Origin of the sequence: Bacillus sp. FSL W8-0519, from assembly GCF_038005585.1 — a bacterium.
In the GTDB taxonomy this organism is placed as follows: Bacteria; Bacillota; Bacilli; order Bacillales; family Bacillaceae_G; genus Bacillus_A; species Bacillus_A paranthracis.
In genome coordinates this window covers 1,702,156-1,720,865 of the sequence record NZ_JBBOTL010000001.1, presented here as the reverse complement: position 1 = coordinate 1,720,865, position 18,710 = coordinate 1,702,156, and the positions used below count along the sequence as shown (strand labels likewise).

20 protein-coding genes are annotated in these 18,710 nt (G+C 34.4%); 7 read left to right on the top strand and 13 right to left on the bottom strand.

All coding sequences use genetic code 11. From position 1 onward, the window contains the following. Positions 1-142: 142 nt before the first annotated feature. The gene (asnB, locus tag NST14_RS09005) at positions 143-1,966 is read left to right on the top strand and encodes an asparagine synthase (glutamine-hydrolyzing) (protein ID WP_073541820.1); all 1,824 of its coding nucleotides are present in this window, start codon (positions 143-145) and stop codon (positions 1,964-1,966) included. Between the two features lie 41 nt (positions 1,967-2,007). Here asnB and NST14_RS09000 read toward each other — a convergent pair whose 3' ends face one another. Beyond that, the gene (locus NST14_RS09000; RefSeq protein ID WP_002163702.1) at positions 2,008-2,835 is read right to left on the bottom strand and encodes a protein phosphatase 2C domain-containing protein; all 828 of its coding nucleotides are present in this window, start codon (positions 2,833-2,835) and stop codon (positions 2,008-2,010) included. Positions 2,836-2,959: 124 nt separating this feature from the next. Here NST14_RS09000 and NST14_RS08995 point away from each other — a divergent pair, with 124 nt between their 5' ends. Genes NST14_RS08995 through NST14_RS08985 form a run of 3 tightly spaced genes read left to right on the top strand, consistent with a single transcriptional unit; the run spans position 2,960 to position 4,580 of the window. Next, the gene (locus NST14_RS08995; RefSeq protein ID WP_000651919.1) at positions 2,960-3,370 is read left to right on the top strand and encodes a MarR family winged helix-turn-helix transcriptional regulator; all 411 of its coding nucleotides are present in this window, start codon (positions 2,960-2,962) and stop codon (positions 3,368-3,370) included. Next, on the top strand, positions 3,354-3,683 hold the full coding sequence (locus tag NST14_RS08990; RefSeq protein WP_000545633.1) for a DUF3147 family protein: 330 nt from the start codon (positions 3,354-3,356) through the stop codon (positions 3,681-3,683). The genes NST14_RS08995 and NST14_RS08990 overlap by 17 nt, the downstream gene beginning before the upstream one ends. Before the next feature lie 60 nt (positions 3,684-3,743). Then, positions 3,744-4,580 carry an alpha/beta hydrolase gene (locus NST14_RS08985; RefSeq protein WP_033674038.1) on the top strand — a complete coding sequence of 279 codons (837 nt, stop codon included), beginning with the start codon at positions 3,744-3,746 and terminating at the stop codon, positions 4,578-4,580. Between the two features lie 18 nt (positions 4,581-4,598). On the opposite strand, the gene NST14_RS08980 is transcribed toward NST14_RS08985, so the two are convergent. The 5 genes from NST14_RS08980 to NST14_RS08960 form a co-directional block, all read right to left on the bottom strand. Then, positions 4,599-4,970 (bottom strand): hypothetical protein, encoded by a 372-nt coding sequence (locus NST14_RS08980; protein ID WP_000461770.1) that lies wholly within the window; start codon positions 4,968-4,970, stop codon positions 4,599-4,601. Between the two features lie 89 nt (positions 4,971-5,059). Next, positions 5,060-5,635 (bottom strand): histidine phosphatase family protein, encoded by a 576-nt coding sequence (locus NST14_RS08975; RefSeq protein WP_073541822.1) that lies wholly within the window; start codon positions 5,633-5,635, stop codon positions 5,060-5,062. 116 nt (positions 5,636-5,751) lie between these two features. Next, positions 5,752-6,843, bottom strand: a complete 1,092-nt coding sequence (locus NST14_RS08970; RefSeq protein WP_073541823.1) for a serine hydrolase — start codon at positions 6,841-6,843, stop codon at positions 5,752-5,754. Between the two features lie 177 nt (positions 6,844-7,020). Further along, entirely contained in the window at positions 7,021-7,182 is a 162-nt protein-coding gene (locus tag NST14_RS08965) for a hypothetical protein (RefSeq protein WP_000108701.1), read from the bottom strand. A gap of 65 nt (positions 7,183-7,247) precedes the next feature. After that, positions 7,248-7,364, bottom strand: coding sequence for a multidrug transporter MatE (locus NST14_RS08960; protein ID WP_073541824.1), 117 nt, complete (start codon positions 7,362-7,364; stop codon positions 7,248-7,250). A 41-nt stretch (positions 7,365-7,405) separates the two neighbouring features. Between NST14_RS08960 and NST14_RS08955 the strand changes: the two genes are divergently transcribed. Both NST14_RS08955 and NST14_RS08950 read left to right on the top strand, forming a co-directional pair. Next, entirely contained in the window at positions 7,406-7,852 is a 447-nt protein-coding gene (locus NST14_RS08955; RefSeq protein ID WP_000214587.1) for a YfmQ family protein, read from the top strand. Between the two features lie 268 nt (positions 7,853-8,120). Further along, positions 8,121-9,569 carry a serine hydrolase domain-containing protein gene (locus NST14_RS08950; protein ID WP_073541825.1) on the top strand — a complete coding sequence of 483 codons (1,449 nt, stop codon included), beginning with the start codon at positions 8,121-8,123 and terminating at the stop codon, positions 9,567-9,569. Positions 9,570-9,854: 285 nt separating this feature from the next. Here the strand turns inward: NST14_RS08950 and NST14_RS08945 are convergent, their stop codons facing one another. Genes NST14_RS08945 through NST14_RS08925 form a run of 5 tightly spaced genes read right to left on the bottom strand, consistent with a single transcriptional unit; the run spans position 9,855 to position 15,646 of the window. After that, a complete protein-coding gene (locus NST14_RS08945) occupies positions 9,855-10,688 on the bottom strand; it encodes a hypothetical protein (RefSeq protein WP_000843594.1) in 834 nt (277 codons plus the stop codon). 20 nt (positions 10,689-10,708) lie between these two features. Further along, on the bottom strand, positions 10,709-11,971 hold the full coding sequence (locus tag NST14_RS08940) for an MBL fold metallo-hydrolase (RefSeq protein WP_033671937.1): 1,263 nt from the start codon (positions 11,969-11,971) through the stop codon (positions 10,709-10,711). Next, the gene (locus NST14_RS08935; RefSeq protein WP_044790328.1) at positions 11,968-13,638 is read right to left on the bottom strand and encodes an ABC transporter permease; all 1,671 of its coding nucleotides are present in this window, start codon (positions 13,636-13,638) and stop codon (positions 11,968-11,970) included. Before NST14_RS08935 ends, NST14_RS08940 begins: the two co-directional genes overlap by 4 nt. A gap of 12 nt (positions 13,639-13,650) precedes the next feature. Further along, positions 13,651-14,676 carry an ABC transporter substrate-binding protein gene (locus NST14_RS08930; RefSeq protein WP_073541826.1) on the bottom strand — a complete coding sequence of 342 codons (1,026 nt, stop codon included), beginning with the start codon at positions 14,674-14,676 and terminating at the stop codon, positions 13,651-13,653. Then, the gene (locus NST14_RS08925) at positions 14,654-15,646 is read right to left on the bottom strand and encodes an ABC transporter ATP-binding protein (protein ID WP_000351825.1); all 993 of its coding nucleotides are present in this window, start codon (positions 15,644-15,646) and stop codon (positions 14,654-14,656) included. The genes NST14_RS08930 and NST14_RS08925 overlap by 23 nt, the downstream gene beginning before the upstream one ends. A gap of 160 nt (positions 15,647-15,806) precedes the next feature. Between NST14_RS08925 and NST14_RS08920 the strand changes: the two genes are divergently transcribed. Next, complete coding sequence (locus NST14_RS08920) at positions 15,807-16,700, top strand: LysR family transcriptional regulator (RefSeq protein WP_001050629.1); 894 nt, start codon at positions 15,807-15,809, stop codon at positions 16,698-16,700. Between the two features lie 40 nt (positions 16,701-16,740). Here the strand turns inward: NST14_RS08920 and NST14_RS08915 are convergent, their stop codons facing one another. Both NST14_RS08915 and NST14_RS08910 read right to left on the bottom strand, forming a co-directional pair. Further along, positions 16,741-17,265 carry a DUF4398 domain-containing protein gene (locus NST14_RS08915; RefSeq protein WP_000736430.1) on the bottom strand — a complete coding sequence of 175 codons (525 nt, stop codon included), beginning with the start codon at positions 17,263-17,265 and terminating at the stop codon, positions 16,741-16,743. A 126-nt stretch (positions 17,266-17,391) separates the two neighbouring features. Beyond that, positions 17,392-18,660 (bottom strand): MFS transporter, encoded by a 1,269-nt coding sequence (locus NST14_RS08910; RefSeq protein ID WP_073541827.1) that lies wholly within the window; start codon positions 18,658-18,660, stop codon positions 17,392-17,394. Between the last annotated feature and the right edge of the window lie 50 nt (positions 18,661-18,710).

The following is an 18,710-nucleotide window of genomic DNA, read 5'->3' as shown; positions in this document are numbered from 1 at the left end:
CTCACGTAACTATGCGTTCAAAGAAAATTTTCTCAAGTCTGCAATTTGATTCATGTAGTACACTATTTATATAGTCATTCTTTAACTTAGTGTACATTTTATTTCGTTAATCTACTATTTAAAATTAGGAGATGAGATGTGTATGTGTGGAATTACAGGTTGGGTAGATTGGAAAGAAGACCTTTCAAATCAACATGTTATTTTAAAAAAGATGGCAAATCGTATTCAGCATCGCGGTCCGGATGCTGAAGGGTTTTGGTTTTCACCTCGTGCGGCCTTTGCACACCGTCGGTTAATCGTAATTGATCCAGAAGGCGGAACGCAACCGAAGACATTTCGTACTGGTGATTATACGTATGCTCTTACGTATAATGGAGAAATTTATAATTTCCGTGAGCTGAGAGAACAACTTAGGAAATGTGGTCATACATTTGAAACGCATTCAGATACAGAAGTGTTACTACATGCTTATTTAGAATGGAAAGAAGACTGCGTACAACATTTAAACGGCATTTTCGCTTTCGCCTTATGGGATGATCAGAAGCAACAACTGTTTTTAGCACGTGATCATTTAGGCGTAAAACCACTCTTTTATACAGAAAGAAATGACAGTATTATTTTCGGATCTGAAATTAAAGCATTATTAGCTCATCCATCTGTCCCTGCTGAAATTGATACGGATGGCATAAATGAAATATTTGGATTAGGGTTATTTCGAACTCCAGGATGTGGCGTCTTTAAACATATTCAAGAAGTGCGTGCTGGACATTCTATAACGTTTACACGTGATAAAAAAGTAGTTACGAAGTATTGGAATTTAGAAAGTAAGGTCCATACAGATTCTATAGAAGATACATCATCACATATTTTATCTATTTTACAAGATACAGTAAAAAGACAATTAATTGCCGATGTTCCTCTCGTTTGCATGTTATCAGGAGGATTAGATTCTAGCGGTATTACTGCACTAGCAGGAAAAGAATTTGCTGCTGAAAATAAAACACTTCATACGTATTCCGTTGACTTTGTAAATAGCGCAAAAGATTTCGAGCTGACATTTGCTCGCACTGGTTTAGACGCTCCTTGGGTAAAACGCGTTTCTGAACATGTAGGGACATCTCATCATGATATTATTGTGAATGCTGAAGAATTAGCTAATCACTTATTCGTTCCCCTCCGTGCAAAAGATTTACCGAGTGCTGGCGAAATGGAAACTTCACTATATTTACTATTTTGCGAAATGAAAAAAGATGCGACCGTAGCTTTATCGGGAGAATCTGCTGATGAAGTATTCGGTGGATATCCTTGGTTTCATCAAGAAGAATTACTATATGTAGATAAATTTCCTTGGCTAACAAATTGGAAAAATACATCTCCTCTTCTACTACATGAAATAAGTAACCAATGTAATCTAGAAAACTATATTGATACACGATTCCAAGAAGCGATACTTGAAGTACCTACTCTTGAAGGTGAAAGTAAAAAATCCGCGAAACAACGTCAAATGTTTTATTTATTTTTAACGAGATTTCTTCCGTTCTTACTTGACCGTAAAGACCGTATGAGTATGGCTGTAGGATTTGAAGTTCGTGTACCGTTTTGCGATTATCGATTAGTTGAATATTTATGGAACGTTCCTTTCAACATAAAAAGCATTGATAATATTGAAAAAGGTATTTTACGTAGAGCACTGAAACCTGTTTTACCTGACGATGTACGCAATAGAAGAAAAAGTGCGTATCCAACTTCACAAGACCCACATTATTTACAAAAAATTCGTCATTTATCACTCGACATGTGCAGTAATAAAAACAATCCTATTTTCTCACTTATTAATCATTCCACATTACTTGCTATTGCCGATCAGAGTAATAAAGAAATTAACAATTTCGAAGCAAGAAGTGCTATGGAATACATGCTACAAGTAAATGAATGGTTAAAAACGTATCACATCCATATTGCTTAAAAAAAGGAGTTCAAGGATAAAAACCTTGAACTCCTTTTATATTAATTAGCACATCGTTTATTTTCAGTGTCAATGGACCATCCAATAATTGTGGCACAATCTCTACCTTTCCACTGCAGTACATTTGTTAATACTGGCTCAATCTGTAAGCAACTTCCGTCGTGTAATATTTCTATTAAAGATTGGTCATCATCAAACCTTCGTTTATCACACTCTAAAATACCGTCCGTTGCCATTACGATGTGATTCATTCCTTTTTCTAATCCTCTTACACCTGACGTAAAGCAAGGTGTATTTGCTGCAAAAATATTTTTCCTACCGATATATTCGTAATTCTTCCGTTTATTTAATCGCCCTTTCCCATTCTTCGTTTTCTCAGAATGGAATAAATATGCGAAACAATTACCAACTGATAACCAATATAAAAATTCGCCTTTTCGCAAACATATTAAACATGCGAGTTCCTCATCATCTTGATCACATTTTTCAATAAACAGCTCATCTGTAAATAAAGCTAACAAATACATATGTGTATGATGAAAAGCTAAATGTATCGGGTAGGAAAATAACTCTTTTAGTTTCTCTTTTCTTTCCGAAATTGCTTCTACTATATAATCTATATTTTTTGTTTTGTGATGTGTATCAAAAATCATAACAAATTCAAATTGTAATTCAGGATCCCACCAAGCAAGCACCGCATCTCCTCGTTCATATGCATCACTCTCTTGATTTCCCCCATATACGCCGACTGAAAGAGGACCACATTTTTCAACATGTATTTCATCTACATACATCTGTTCATGACTCATCCATTTGAATGTATTCACAGCTATCATCCTCTCTCTTGCTAAATGTATACCTTTACACATAGATTACCTTATATTTCAATAAAAATAAACTTTTTCAACATTTTTTATCCAAATAAAAGGATTTTATTTCTACACTAACGAATATATCTTAATATACGATATAAAAACAGGAGGATTTATTATTATGAAAGACATCAATCAGCATTGGGAGAACATTTATTATCACTTACGATATGAATATGAAGACAATCTTTCTCACCAAGCTATTCGTATTTTACAAATCGTTTCTCGTGAGAAAGAAATAACAATTGGAAAAGTTGCTACTGAGCTTACTCTCTCTCATAACACAGCTTCTGAACACGTAAAGCGCCTTATTCAAAAAGGCTATATCATGAAAGAAAGAAACAAACAAGATGAAAGAGTTGTGAACCTTACTTTAACGAAAGAAGGCATTGAAGTATTAGAAAAGCATACTTTACTAGATAAAGAAAAGATAAAAATATTAGAATCGCAGTTATCGAAAGAAGAACAACAATTAATTGAAAAAGCTTTTTCATTATTAGCGAAGGAGGCAAAGTATGCATTTCCTCGTTAAAGTAATCGTTTCGGCACTTATTATCGGTGTTATTACTGAAGTAGCTAAACATTATAGTACGATTGGCGGGTTTATCGCTGCCCTTCCTCTCGTTAGTTTACTGAGCCTGTTTTGGATTTCTTTCGAAGGCGGGAACAAACAAGAATTAAGTCAATTTGCTATAGGCGTATTATATGGATTTCCTGCATCCGCACTACTATTATTTATCGTCTATATTGGTCTAAAAAACTCTTTTTCACTTAGTACATCGGTCCTGTTTGGTATAAGCGTTTGGTGTATCGTTTTTGCTTGTCAAAAATTATTTCAAGCTTAGTTAGGAGGGTTTATTATTTATAAACTTGTAGAGGTATTAGGGCAAACTATAGAAGTATATATAAAAGGAAGTAGTAAACAAACGGTAGTCATTCAAACCGGAATGACTTGCTCATTTTATGATTGGCTTCCTATTATCGAAAAGCTTTCACAGCACTTTACAGTCGTTTCCTACCATCGCCCTGGTTACGGAAAAAGTGAACTAGGAAATGATTCGCGTACTATAAGGCAAGTGACAAAAGAATTACATATGTTACTACAGAAATTAGCTATTCACGAGCCTATCATTCTAATTGGTCATTCCTACGGAGGCTTATGTGCACAACATTTTGCGATGTTACATGAAGATAAGTTGCAAGCACTTATTTTAGTTGATTCTACATCCATGAACTTACACCGATTAGATGAACTTCATTTACCAATTTCTGATCAGACTGATTCGGATGATATGTGGCTTCAAAAATATAATACATACTCTAAAATGGATGTAGACATGCTTTCTAATGAACTAAAGCCAATACTCGCTAATCAATCAAGACAGTACATTGAATTTTCTACCTCTCCTACATTATATAAAGCGACAGCTTCTGAACTATCTACGTGGAAAAATTGTGCTCGCTCAATAAAAGAACTCTATAAAACATTAGAAGTACCTTTAATCGTTATCGGTAGAGACCCTCAATATTCTATTACTCAGTTGACTGAGGGCGGCATGCAAAAAGAGGAAGCGACACAACTTGAAGCAATGTGGCAAGAACTGATTCATGAACAATTACAACTCTCAATAAACAGCCAATATATACTTGCTGAACATGCTGGTCACGGAATAGAAAATGATCGACCAGATATTATTATTGAGGCTGTTCAATCTGTACGAATAAAAAAAGGAAGCAACTAAAGTTGCTTCCTTACTTATCTATTCATAATCTTCTTCATCATCGATTTCTTCGTAATACGCATTCCCATTACTTACATATATAGGACCATTCGCAACGTCAATACGTAATACCCATGCCCATGGCACAGCTAAACGCTTATGTATTGCTCGCCAAAAGCTCATTGATTTTCTTTCGTACTCCTGGAACTCCTGAAGTAACTCTTTGTAGGAGGAACCGTCTAACTGAATATTTGTTTCTAACAAACGAGAATGGGCATAGTACTGCAGCTCTAGCTCAGCAGCAATTTCCATTTCTTCTTCCGTTGCCATACCTATAATTGTTCCATCTGCTGGTGCAATTTCATATACGTTGTGAACTTCAATAAGCCCTTCTTTCTCTTTCTCAAACATGTAAACAGCCTCCTTTAACATATATTTTTTATGTTACAAAGTCATACTTCTACAATAACATCTCTCTTTCCTCTTTTTTTGATAAACTTTTACAAATTATTTATCTGATGACCCGTATTCTCTATCCTTTCGGCAGAAACTAAATCTTCATTATGAAAATTCAACTTAAATATATCAGGCATACGAATTGTTTTCCAAAATCGAAAATCATATTTTGAATCAAAATAATTCATGAGTAATACCATAATATTCCCATGAGTTCCTATTACAATATTCTTATCTTTATATTTTTTTAATATATTTTGCATACATATTACAGCACGCCTTTGCGCTACATCATTCGATTCTCCGCCTTCGTGTGCAAAATCCCAATCTTCCCACACCTTTTGGACTGCATCATTAAAATCTGTTACTGACTCTGAACTTAATAACCTTTCTCGTAAATCTTCTTCTATTTGTATCGATACATCATATGTATTCGCAATTCCTTGTACAGTTTGAATTGCTCTTTTGTACGGGCTTGAAATCACTACATCAATATGTCTATCTTTTAATAAGTTTGTTACATTCTCTGCATCCAAGTGTCCTTTTTCTGATAAAGGACGCTCCCGTTCTTCTTTTGTATAGGTAGAATGGGCATGGCGAACGAAATATATTGTTGTCATTATTCAACTTCCTTTCTTATTTTCAATCTATATTCAATAATAAGATGGGGGAATCCTGTATTTAAAAAGAGCGCTTTTCATAAGCGCTCCTTTGTTTACATAATAAAATTATTTCATTATAATTTATTTCTAAATTCCTCACTTATGACAATATCTCGAGTAAAGTAATCCATATTACTTAGAAGTTTTTCAAATGCTTTTTCACTCAAATTGTTCATCATAAAGACAATCTCAATCTTATTCCCTTTTTTATCAGTACCATAGAAACTATTTGTTAATACAAATGCCGTAGAACCACCTTTCTGTCCAGCAAATTCGAACATACCCTCTCCTACGGTTCCTTTAAATATATTCTCAATCTCACCTTGCATTTGTGGTGTAAAATAATTTCTGCTATTTATCTTTTCCAGTAAACTCATGTAATCCTTCGCATTTGCACCTACAAACCGATCTGACCAAATACGCTGAGAGTCCATATCGGCTTTTAACGATATATCGTGTTTTGCCCATTCTTTCTCGTCTTTCATCCATTCATGTATTTGCCATACATGCTTAACATATTCATCATTAGACATATTACGTAGCTTGTCCAATGCTTTATTTTGAGGAATATGCAGTTCTTTTTCAACATAGCCCCTCATATATAGTGCCCCTGTATACGTTGGATAAAATTCATCGTGACTATTTAAGCCTAACTCTTTCAAACTTTCATTTATACGCGCTACTCCCAGCTTGTCCAATAAATATGATGCATTTGCATTCGAACTATGATGGATCATTCCTTTCACTACTTCTTCTAAAGAAGTTTGACCACCCTTCACTAACTCTTTAGCTTTTACATCATCTAGCCATGCAGAGTGTGCACCACCATCAGTATTTTTCACATAGTATTTTTCTAATTCTTTCAATGAAATTTGCTCGTCTTTTCTTATTTTCCCTCCAGCTACTTGCTTAGCATATTCAATTGCTATAACGATTTTCGACATACTTGCTAGCGGTAATTTTTCTTTTTCATTTATTGATGTCAATGTTTTACCATTTCTTTTAATAATTAAAGAAGTTGTTTTATCATCCTTATGTTCTTTTATGTAATTTAGCACATAATTAGAATCTTCTTTGGAATTGACATATTCCTTCACTGAAAAGAAAGCTATACAGCCTACTATAGTAATTCCAGCTATAGTTCTAACAATTTTTAACCCCCTCATAATACTCCCCCTAAAATGAATATATTATATATTATACTAAATAAATTTACCTTTTTAAGTAATATTTAGATTAATTATACAAAATTACTTCTTTTCTTAAACAACAAAAAAACATGCCTTCATTAGACAAGCATGTTTTGTGATATCCTTCACATTATTTAGCTAAAAATAAACTTTTTACTTACCATGATGTAACATTAAATCACTAAGTTCTTCTTCAATGTGATTTAATTTCGCAACGCCTTCTTTCCATTTATGAATATAACGTGAAACCCCAACAAAAAACAAAACAATAATTGTGGAAAGAATAATACCATATACGATTGCTACAGTACTCATAGTTACACTTCCTTATAATTAGTAATGTGGTTATTAGTTATATTTTTATTATAAACCTTTTTCTTTTAAAATACTTCAATTTCAACTTTTTGTAACAAAATTGATTTTTCTAATATTTCGTTCGTAAAAATGACATATTTTTCACAAATTATACAAAACTTCACCATATGTACTATTACCATATGAGTTATATTATTAAATAGAATAAAGGGGATGATATACTATGACGACTTGGTTTATTGTAATGTTAGTTGTATTTGGAGCATTTAAAATTATCGTTTCTAGCCTTCCTAACACTGTTATTGAATCCATTATTAGCAAGTACGAAACACATCCAAAACTTGAAGAAGAGAATGTGACTATTACAATTCACGGAAATAACGTAGAAGGCGAACAGAAATCAAAAATTATTCATGATTTTAACGAAGGTTTATTTTTAGATCGCTATTATGCACCACCCCATAATGAAGGCACTCCTTTAATTATCCATGCAAAACGTGGTAAAAAAGATTTCACATTTTATATTTACAGTCATGAAGAGCATGTTGATGTTGTAAAACAATATAAAAAGAAGGTAGTTGCTTATAGTTTACGCTCTAAAAATCTTCAAAATAGTGATATGTTCGTGTCAGCTGATTTGTATAGTGATAATAAAGTTATTGAATTTTGACTAAAAAAGATAAGAGGCTTACTACATTCTATATGCAGCAAGCCTCTTTAAAGTTGTTTCAAATTATATCCATCTGCTTATGTAATGCTTAAAAAACGAATAATAAAGTTGTTTACTTCTTATTGAACTAACGCCCCCGTTAGTTTAAGTGTAACTCTTCACAATTATTTCATATTATATAGGTAAATAGAAAGATAAATTAGAATTTAGTTTATAGTTATAAAAATAAGTTATTTATATCCTTATAATTCTTCAAAAAGGAGAGTGTATGAAAAAGACTATTGTTTTTGTATTAACGATATTTATATTATTCCCAGGATTCGCATCACAAAGTTATGCGTTGTCAGATTCGAAATCTGAGGCAATACAAGCATTGCTAGATGATGCCCGTCGTACATCAGGTGTGCCTGGAATGTCAATCTCAATACTTGCTGATGGTGAAGTGTTCTACTTTTCTTCTGGGTATGCAGATCTTGAAAAGGGATTGTCTGCAAGTGAAAATACACTCTATGAGTTGGCCTCGGTGAGTAAAGCTTTTACTGGTATGGGGATTTTGCTATTGGAAGAGCAAGGGCTGCTATCAATGACTGATCCTATCCAAAAATATTTACCTTGGTTTACGTTAAAGTATCAAGGTAAACCTGTTGATATGCAAAACCTTACACTAAATAATTTTCTTCACCATACCAGCGGCCTAACAAATATTAGACATACTCAAAATATTCCACAAGGTAATACGCCTGATATGTTGCAAAAGACTGTGGAAACGCTGGTAGATGCAGAATTGGCGTTCTCTCCCGGTGAACAATATAACTATGGAACCGTTAATTATGATGTATTGGGTTTAGTTATTGAGATTGTATCACGACAAAGCTATGAAGACTTTATGAAGGAACAGGTATTTCTACCCTTAGGTCTTCACCAGACGTATGTTTATAAAGAAGATGCTCAAGCCACTGGACAGTTAGCACAGGGCTACCGTTCTTCTTTTTTTATAACAACTCCATTTAACGCTCCGGATTATGCTGGGAATAAACCTGCCGGCTATATCATTTCTAATACAAAAGATATGGCGCGTTGGATGGGCATACAGATGGGTATCGTGCAGGACATACCCGAAATATTTCACAGGGCCATCGAAAAATCACATAGGGGTGATATGTCTGTTTCGGCTGTCAATGATATGTATTATGCGGCAGGTTGGTCGGTAAACGCCGAACAAACTTTTATAGAACACAATGGGGGTAATCCAAATTTTAGTACCAAAGTAGCCATACTGACAAATGAAAGAACAGCCATCTGCTTACTGAGCAACGGCGCAAATACCAATATAAACCTGGTACTAAAAGTTAAAAATATATTAAACGGCAATCTAACTCAGTCATATGAGATAAGCGGCAGACAGCTTTTGGACATCATTTTGTCGTCTACCACAATTATTCTTTGCCTATTAGCCGTTCTGTTATTTTTCTTAGGATTAAGAAAAAGGAAAACGAATGAGCAGCAGCCGATGACAAAAAAGAGAACAATCGTAACAATTATTTTCCTAATCGCTACGATTGCCCAGTGTATAATGTTTTTTGCCTTCGATTGGTCAACGATACTTATTTGGCAAACATATAGTGTTCTTACAGCTTTAATTTCGTCAACATTATTAACAACAAGCATTACTTGGTTTGTATATACTCAGCGATTAGATGCCTCGGTCCAAAAATAAGTATAATGTTAAGTAAATAAATCCTAATTTATCGATATTTTTAATTTAAAAAACAGAAGACACCTCGGTGTCTTCTTTAATGTCATCGACACTTCTCCTAGTTAAACCCACTTGCTATTTCTTCCACTAACCTGCCTCGTTAGTAGAAGAAGGATTTTTAAACAACTATATTATTTTTTAAATGACTTTATTGTAAATTAAACAACTTTATTATCTCTGTACATGATTTAGCTTAATACTCATATATAAAAAGGAATCCATGGCATATGGATTCCTTTTTACTATTTACTGAAAAATAAGCTCTGTCTTCAAACTATCTTTCGGTAACAACCAGCCTTTTTTCTCTAAACTCGCCATTAATAATTCCCTTTGTTTTGTCGCAATACTTTCTTCATTTGTTTTAAATGACACTTCTATTACGAAGTCATCTTCTAATTTCCCAGTATTACTTAGTGGCCACACTTCAATATTCGTTTTACTATTTTCAAACTCCCCTGTATACCGTTTCATTAATACAGGACCGTAAATACGGGAATCCCTTAACATCTCTTCTCCCCAATTCGTATACAACCATTTGTTCATTTTCCCTGGTAACTTTTCTACTAACATGTTTTGAGCAGCTTTTTCGTTTGGTAAATCAAGTACTCCATATCCTTTCGCACTGTAACTTTTCTTATTTGAAATACTTAACGTTTTCTTTTCAAATCCCCAGTCTATTTCCGCCTCATAACTATCCGTATTACTATCGAATCCTTCTTTTTTAGCTACTTCTAGTGCATCTTGAATTACACCATTTGGAATAGGATATCTTTTTTTATATGTTAGCTCAAAATCTTTACTAAATTCTTTCTTTCGTATTCTGGCAAACCAGCCTTCATTACTTAAATTTTTATTTGCAGTATCTAAAAACTGTACTTGTATTCTTTCATAATTTGTACCAGCCTGGAAATGCTCTAGTACATCTTGCTTCATCTCTTTGTTAGGACCTAGTACTTGTTCTGGCTTTAATAATAACTTCACTTCAAAACTAGGTGTCATTGGACTAGCGGCAAATCCTTCCTTAACGTTATAAAGGAAACAACAAAAGAAAATACTTACGAATACAAATACGCTTTTCATATACCTATCCCCTTTACATTTCAAATGACTTCTATTCGTTCCATAGTAAGTGAATATACATTTTCATACCCTGCGGTGCTAAGCTTTTTCTGTAATCGATCCGTATCCTCTTTCAAAGCGTGTACTAACACCGTATGTTCTGGTGATAATGTATTTAACATCTCTTTCACATCTCTTATACTTTGGTGAACTTTATATGGAACTCGCTTCACCCTACATTCTTTACCTACACGTTCCTTCAAAACTTTTTCTGCAAAACTCCCTTTCGCAATATGTCCAGTAAAGATAATAGAATTTCGTTCGTCATGCCGAAGTTGTTCATAATATAACTGCGCTCGCTTCGTTTGCATATTCGCATCACTCATTACAACTATTCCATAACTATGTTGCGTACCGCTGTCATCATCCATAACTATTATGTTTCTTTTTAAACTCTCCATTAGCTCTTCAAGTTCTTCATTATTTTTGATCCAATCTTTATATGCGAACATCTGTTGAAATCCATCCAAAATTTCTTGATCTACTATAATAGGGAGTTCTTTATATTTTTTATATAAATACAATACGATATCTTGCGCCCTACCAAGGGGGGGCAATGGTAGTAATGTTATCCCTTTATTCCCGGCGGCGCGTTCAATTTCTGTACATAGTTCGTTTATTCGTTCATGTTGCGAAACATCATCAGTATGATAAGCGGCATCTACGATTGCGACTTTTATATCGCCGTGCAACTTCTCAGGTAAATTAGCTCGCAATATGTTAGACTCTGCTGAGTAATCGCCAGAATAGAATACATATGTATGACTCATATCCACTAAAAACCAAACAGCTCCTAATACATGCCCACTATACCCCCATTGAAAACGCAATGTAGGAGTAATCTGTACCCATTCATTCGGATTGCTAATCTCATCAATATATACATAATTTAAATCTTTCACATTTTGGTCGGTATAAGGTACATGCCATCCTTGCGCCAAATTGTAGTTTCTCCATTTTTCATAGTAAGCTGGGAGTTGCTCCTTCGTATAACGAGTTGTCCATATTTTTTTCTTATATCCATACTTCGCTAATAAAGGTAAGCCCATCGTATGATCTTCATGAATATGTGACAAAAATACTGCATCTAAAAACGGTACAACTTCTCGTTCTATTTTTGGATAACTATCCTTATATGACCGATTAATACCACAATCAAATAATATTTTTGTCTCTTTATTTTTTACGAAGTAGCAGGAGCGACCGTATTCTCCCGCTCCTCCCCATACTTCTACCCTCATCATGCTACCCCTTTTCGTTTGTGCTCCATATGCTGCAGAAGTAATAAACATAGTGTTGTAAGTCCAACTGAAACGACAGCCATCGCCATTCCAATAGATACTTCTCCTTGTTCAAATTGAGCAAAAATAAATGTTGCTGACGTTTCTACCGATGGAGGTAGTACGAGAAGCGATGCTACTAACTCCCTTATCGAGATTGTAAATGTCATCGCCCATCCGGCAAGAATACCCGGGATAATAAGAGGGAATATTATTTTTCTAAAAATATACATATAATTCCCAGAAAAAATACTTCCTGCCTGCACGAGAGAATCATCAATTTGCCCGAGCGATGCTTTTACATACTGCACTGTATAAGGTAAAAAAAGAACAACGTACGTTACGATTACCATGACTGGTGTATTGTAAATGGACAGGGGCATATAGGGGGAATTCCAAAATAAAATAAGCCCTACAACCATTACGATTCCTGGTACCATGTTCGGTAACATACCGCACATATCCAGCCATTTTTCAGAGGACTTTTTCCCCTTTCGAATCATAAGTGCTAAAAAGACGCCAATCATAACAGCAATAATCGCTGTTATAAGTGAAAAAAGAAAACTGTTCCATAGAGCTTCTAATCCTGGAGATCCGATTGTAAATAATGCTTCATAATGACTCGTTGTAAAGTTATGTAACTGTAAGCCTCCGCCTCTTAATTTTGACAAAGAAGCAATCAGTATAGAAAAATACGGGATTCCAATTGATACGATTAATAAACCAATTACATAAACCCATGCTACAACGCGCACATATATAGACAAAGTGTACCTTTTAGATTTCACACCTTTTCCACTAACCATTGCATATGAATACTTTCGATTTAATACGTTTTGCATATACCAAATGAGCATACATGCACTAAGTAATAAAGAAGATAATGCTGTTGCACTACTAAAATCAATTGGCCAACTCGAAATAAATTTATGAATCTCTGATGTTAACACATGAAATCCGATTCTTCGTCCAAATGTAGCCGGTGTTCCAAATTCAGCAATCGTCTTTACGAAAATGAGTAAAGCGCCCATTACATAACTTGATACTAATAACGGTAATATTATTTTTCTTAAACGATAGAAAAAGCTTCCACCATGAACTGCTGCCGCTTCTTCTTTACTACTCCCAATTTGAAGTAATGTATTCTTCAACATGAAGTAAAGAAATGGGAATAAATGCAGACTCATAATTAAAACCATACCTCCTAAGCTAAAGAACGAAGATGAAACCGTCTTTAGCATCGGAAAAAACTGTTCAAAATAGCCGTTCGGTTGCATGAACAAAATCCAGCCCATCGATCCAATATACGGCGGTGTCATAAATGGAATCATAAAAACAATATCTAACTTGCTATGCTTTCCAACATCTGTTTTGCTCATAATGAAAGCTAGTGGAAATGCAAAGATAGTTGCCCCTATTACTACGAGTACACCTAGAAGCATCGAATTTAGAAAAATCCCAGCTAATCCACCACTCTGCATCACTTCAAACGGCTTTAAAAAATTCCAACTACTATTTTCATATACACTAGAAAGTAAAATGAGAAAAAGCGGAATGACGATTAACATCGCCACAAGTAACAACGCTACCGTCATCCCAACTTGCCTTACTGATCCAAATCGATTTACCATGTAATCACCATCTTATTGAAATACTTTCTTAAATTGTTTTCCTATTTCATCTTGTTCTTTCTCAACTGTTTTCCAATCAATATGTAATACTGGAATCTCTTCCACATTTGGTCTATTTTCCGCTTTTATATCTGTTCTACCGGGTAATAAATACGCTTTAGAAATTTGTTTTTGTACATCATCTGATAATAAATAATCAATAAACTCTTTTGCACCTTTTACATTTTTACTATCCTTCATAATACCTGCTGCACGTGGGCTAATAACTGTTCCGCTTTTTGGATAAACAATATCAACTGGTTCACCCTTTGCTTTTGCACTGTACGTCATATAATCAACACCCGCAATGACCATATCTTTTGCTCCTGTTACAACTGGATCTAACGCTTCTTGGTTTGCCCCTGCTACTGTAACTTCATTTTTCTTAAGCTGTTCAAATAAATTCCATCCATCTTTTCCATTCTTTTTCACATATCCTGTCACAAAGTCTAAAGCTGAACCTGAAAGTGCTGGATCTGGAAGATTCACTTTCCCTTTCCATTCTCCTTTTGTTATATCGCTCCAATCTTCAGGCGCTGTCTTCACATTTTTTGTGTTATACACAATTCCTAACGCTGAAGCACTATATCCAAAATAATGTCCTTTATCATCCGACCATTCAGAACGAAGCTTATCAGCTTGTTTCGCTTCTTTATAAGCTAACGTTTGTCCATCTTTTTTTAATCCTTCCATCGCTGGTAAAGATGCAAGTACGACTACGTCAACGACTGGATTTTTCTTTTCGGCTTCCATTCTCGCTAAAATTTTACCTGTTGTTCCTTGAAACATTTCCACTTTTATACCCGTTTTCTTTTCAAAGTCCTTTTGAATTTTTTCTGCTAATCCTTTTGGTCCTGCACTATATACAACAATCTTCTTTTCATTCGTAGTTTTACTTTTTGCATCTGCATTACCTGTCTTTGAACTACACCCTGTTACTACGGCAGAAAATAATAAAGTACATATAAATAACGACTTAAGCGAACTGAATTTCTTCATACGATTCTCCCCCTATATGATGAATACATTTTTTCGGTACATATAACGATACTGGCTTTCCGATGCTTATCTTACTATTGTGATAAGCTGTCCATATTCCGAGTGTCCCCATATTTACTTTCACTTCATAACGCTCTCCTACATATGTAACGTGCTGGACTTCACCTGTATACATTTCACACACTTCATTTTTTGTCCAGCTCACATGCTCTGGACGAACCATTTGTTTACCCTCTACAAGCCAATTTGCCTTACCAACAAATTTTGCAACAAATTCATGAGATGGCTTCACATAAATATCTTCTGGTGTTCCTTTTTGTAATACTTCTCCTTGTTTCATGACAATAATTTGGTCTGACATTGACATAGCTTCTGTTTGATCGTGCGTTACATACAATGCCGTTAAACCAATGGAATGAACGATATCCATAAGCTCTAACCGCATTTCTTCTCGCAAAATTGCATCGAGTGCACTGAGCGGTTCATCAAACAAAATGAAATGTGGCTTCGTTACAATTGCTCTCGCAAATGCGACACGTTGCTGCTGTCCGCCAGAAAGTTCATGCGGATATCTTTTCTCCATTCCTTGCAAGCGAACTCGCTTTATTGCCTCTTCTACTTTTTCCCGTAATTGATTCGTTTGCTTTGTAGCTCTTAAACCAAATGCAACATTTTCAAATACAGTCATGTGTGGCCATAAAGCAAAATCTTGAAATACCATACCGATATTACGTTCATGAGGAGATGTTTTTATTTTTTTAGAAGAAGAATACATGCACGTATCTCCAAAATATATTTCACCTTTATCTGGCTCTTCCAGTCCTGCAATCATTCTGAGTAATGTCGTTTTCCCGCATCCCGAAGGTCCTAACAGTGTGGTGAATTCACCTTGTTTCATCATAATTTGTAACGGCTTTAACGCTTGTACTTTTCCAAATGATTTTTCTAATCCACTAATTTTAATATCCATCGTTTCACCTCTCTCCCCTCACTCTTAACCTGCTTTCATTCTATATGGAAGATTTATACTGAATGTTAATGTACTGTAAAGATTAAATTAAAAAACTTCTAATAAACTATTTATTTCTATAGATTTTTTCTATAGTTAGAAGAAAAAGGGGCAACTTGCCATGAATCTCTTAAAATTAGAAATTGTAGTGCTTATTAAGAAATACAAAAAGCTCACGATTGTTGCAGAACAGCTTGGAGTTAAACAACCTACTATTACATTCCATATAAAAAGCTTAGAAGAGGAACTCGGTGTACCTTTATTTGAATTACGTTCTGGAAGATATTTCTTAACAGAGGCTGGTGAGGCATTGCATCATTATGCTTGTAAAATAGATGCGCTTATGAAAGAAGCTAGGCGAGTCACGCAAGAGTTTAAAGATTTTCATAAAGGAGCTATAACAATTGGCGCTAGTTATGTACCAGCGACATATCTTTTACCAGAAATTGTTCATCAATTTCAATGTGAATTTCCAAATATAAAAATAACACTCATGGTAAAAACAGCTCCTGAAATTCGAACGATGCTACAAAATCATGAAATTGATCTCGGTGTAATTTCAGCAGCACCGTTTGATGAATCACTTTTAAAACAGACGAATGTAATGCCTGATACACTTGTTCTTGCTTTCTCCAAAGAACATCATTTTTCAAAAAAAGAAAATGTATCATTACAAGATATCGAAAAGGAACGCATATTACTACATCGTAATCCATCTACAACGAGAGATTTACTTACAAAATGGATGTTAGCTCATAATATTACATTCCAATCAGAAATTGAATTAGATTCATTAGAAACGATGAAACAAATTTTAAAATACGGTAATGGGGTTGCCTTTATTTCTAAACTTGCTATTGAACAAGAAGTACAACGAAATGAACTACGCTACATACCCATCCCTGAATTTGAATTTCAACGTAACATTTATACGATTCATCATGAGGACAGGTGGAATTCTAAAATTATTTCTTTTTTACTACATAACATCACTTCTTATGCAACAAAAAATTAAAAGACTGTCGCTTTACACGACAGTCTTTTAAGCTATAACTCTATTTATTTTTCTTCGCTTCAATTTTTGCTTGCGCCTCTTCAGCCTTATCTAATGCTTCTGAAACTTTTTTCTCTTTTTCTTTCACATCATCTATACTATCTACAGCTTTAATGAGTTTATCAATTCCTTCTTCTTCTACTTTTCTACGTTTTGCTACTCTTTCATTTACTTTCTCTTCTACATCTTTTGCTTTTTGAAGCATATTCTCTGCATTTGATGTTACAGCTGTTTCAAGTGCATCGTCTTTTTTCATTTGTAACACTTCATTTGCAATGTCTTTCGCTTCTAAATACTTACCGTCTTTTAATGCCGTTGCTCCGTGATCCATTTTCTCGGCCATTTCTTTATATGATTTCGCTTCATTTCCCGATTTCTCTTTTTCTGCTTTTTCAAACCACATTGTTGCATCACTATATTTTTCATCTTTCAATGATTGCATACCTGTTTCAATATATGTGTCATAATTACTACATCCAGCCATTACGACTAACAGAAAAAGCATAACAAAACTTAATTTTTTCATGCTGTTGTCTCCTTTTCTTTGCCTGCTCACTTTACTTTAACATACATGAAAAAGAGTTTCAAAAACTAAAATACTGATTTGGTCATTTTTATGAAGATAAGTCAAATTTTTATTATTTTATTATTTTTAAGCCGACACATCCACTTGCTTTTTCGCCATATGTTGCCTTACTCCAACTAATACAACTAACAATAAACCTCCGCCTATTGTCATCATAACAATGCTAGTTGGTAACATATCTAACAATAATCCATATATAATCATACCGAGCGGTGCGATTGCAGTCGCAATTGTTTCAAGTAGGCCAAATACACGCCCTAAGTAGTTCGGATCTGTCGTTTTTTGCATATGTACTTGCATCGGAATATTGACAATCATAATTGCTATACCAGTTAACATCATGAAAGCAATATAGTAAATAAAACTTGCCACTTTTGGAATGGTAACTAACAACGGGAAGACTGTACATAAACTCAAACCAGCAAACAAAAACAGTCCAGTATAAATAGAACGAAACGGATTATTCACTTCTTTACGCACTGATAAAGCAATCGCCCCCATTAGCATCCCGACTGCTAACATTCCCTCTACAGTACCGAGTTGCTTTGAAGATAAATGCAATGTACGTATGATAATGTATGGCAGTGCAACGGTTAGCCCACACGCAAAAAAGTTTACCCACAATGCTATTTTCATTAAACCATATATTTCATGTTGTCGTTTTACATATAAAAAACCTTCTTTTATACTCGTCAAGAAATGCTCTTTACTCTCAGCCACTACTTTTTTATATAAATCAAATACAATAAATAATTGCAAAATAACCGCTAAAAAGAACGTAATACTATTTAACAAAAAGAACGACTGAATTGAAAAGAAACCAAATACTACTCCGCCAATAATTGGTCCTAAAATATTTGATAAAGAAGCTGCCGTTTGATTTAAAGCACTCGCTTTTTGAATACGCCCCTCATCTACTAAATTAGGAATAGATGAAGTTAATGCAACAGAATAAAAACTTGCACAAATTGATAATAATGCTGCTGAAACATAAATAAAAAGAAGTGATGGTCCAAATATAGTAGCAAGGATAAACATGATAAGCATCGTTAAACTACTTAATAAATCTGTACCGATGACAAGCCATCTTCGACTCACACGGTCAGCTACAGCACCTGCAATCGGACCACAAATCATCCTGGGAAGCGACCCGCAAACGAGCGTAGTTGCAAATCCCATCCCTGAACCAGTTGTCTTTAATACGTATAACCCCATTGCGAACGTATAAATACCTGCGCCTAATAAAGACGTCATTTTTCCAATCATCATTAAAATGATATTTCTCGTTGCAATCTTCATTCTTGAATCATTTTGATCTATACTTACATCTTCCATTATGACACTCTCCCTTTAAAAGTTAAATTGTGTTAAACTTATTATATAAT

Bases quoted from the DNA above. Each gene is read 5' to 3' on its own strand.
- NST14_RS08915 (WP_000736430.1), bottom strand. From the start codon at position 17,265: ATGAAAAAATTAAGTTTTGTTATGCTTTTTCTGTTAGTCGTAATGGCT.
- NST14_RS08945 (WP_000843594.1), bottom strand. From the start codon at position 10,688: ATGAAAAGCGTATTTGTATTCGTAAGTATTTTCTTTTGTTGTTTCCTT.
- NST14_RS08930 (WP_073541826.1), bottom strand. From the start codon at position 14,676: ATGAAGAAATTCAGTTCGCTTAAGTCGTTATTTATATGTACTTTATTA.
- NST14_RS08955 (WP_000214587.1), top strand. From the start codon at position 7,406: ATGACGACTTGGTTTATTGTAATGTTAGTTGTATTTGGAGCATTTAAA.
- NST14_RS08910 (WP_073541827.1), bottom strand. From the start codon at position 18,660: ATGGAAGATGTAAGTATAGATCAAAATGATTCAAGAATGAAGATTGCA.
- asnB (WP_073541820.1), top strand. From the start codon at position 143: ATGTGTGGAATTACAGGTTGGGTAGATTGGAAAGAAGACCTTTCAAAT.
- NST14_RS08935 (WP_044790328.1), bottom strand. From the start codon at position 13,638: ATGGTAAATCGATTTGGATCAGTAAGGCAAGTTGGGATGACGGTAGCG.
- NST14_RS08960 (WP_073541824.1), bottom strand. From the start codon at position 7,364: ATGGTAATAGTACATATGGTGAAGTTTTGTATAATTTGTGAAAAATAT.
- NST14_RS08980 (WP_000461770.1), bottom strand. From the start codon at position 4,970: ATGTTTGAGAAAGAGAAAGAAGGGCTTATTGAAGTTCACAACGTATAT.
- NST14_RS08990 (WP_000545633.1), top strand. From the start codon at position 3,354: ATGCATTTCCTCGTTAAAGTAATCGTTTCGGCACTTATTATCGGTGTT.
- NST14_RS08920 (WP_001050629.1), top strand. From the start codon at position 15,807: ATGAATCTCTTAAAATTAGAAATTGTAGTGCTTATTAAGAAATACAAA.
- NST14_RS08970 (WP_073541823.1), bottom strand. From the start codon at position 6,843: ATGAGGGGGTTAAAAATTGTTAGAACTATAGCTGGAATTACTATAGTA.
- NST14_RS08940 (WP_033671937.1), bottom strand. From the start codon at position 11,971: ATGATGAGGGTAGAAGTATGGGGAGGAGCGGGAGAATACGGTCGCTCC.
- NST14_RS08975 (WP_073541822.1), bottom strand. From the start codon at position 5,635: ATGACAACAATATATTTCGTTCGCCATGCCCATTCTACCTATACAAAA.
- NST14_RS08965 (WP_000108701.1), bottom strand. From the start codon at position 7,182: ATGAGTACTGTAGCAATCGTATATGGTATTATTCTTTCCACAATTATT.
- NST14_RS09000 (WP_002163702.1), bottom strand. From the start codon at position 2,835: ATGTGTAAAGGTATACATTTAGCAAGAGAGAGGATGATAGCTGTGAAT.
- NST14_RS08995 (WP_000651919.1), top strand. From the start codon at position 2,960: ATGAAAGACATCAATCAGCATTGGGAGAACATTTATTATCACTTACGA.
- NST14_RS08925 (WP_000351825.1), bottom strand. From the start codon at position 15,646: ATGGATATTAAAATTAGTGGATTAGAAAAATCATTTGGAAAAGTACAA.
- NST14_RS08950 (WP_073541825.1), top strand. From the start codon at position 8,121: ATGAAAAAGACTATTGTTTTTGTATTAACGATATTTATATTATTCCCA.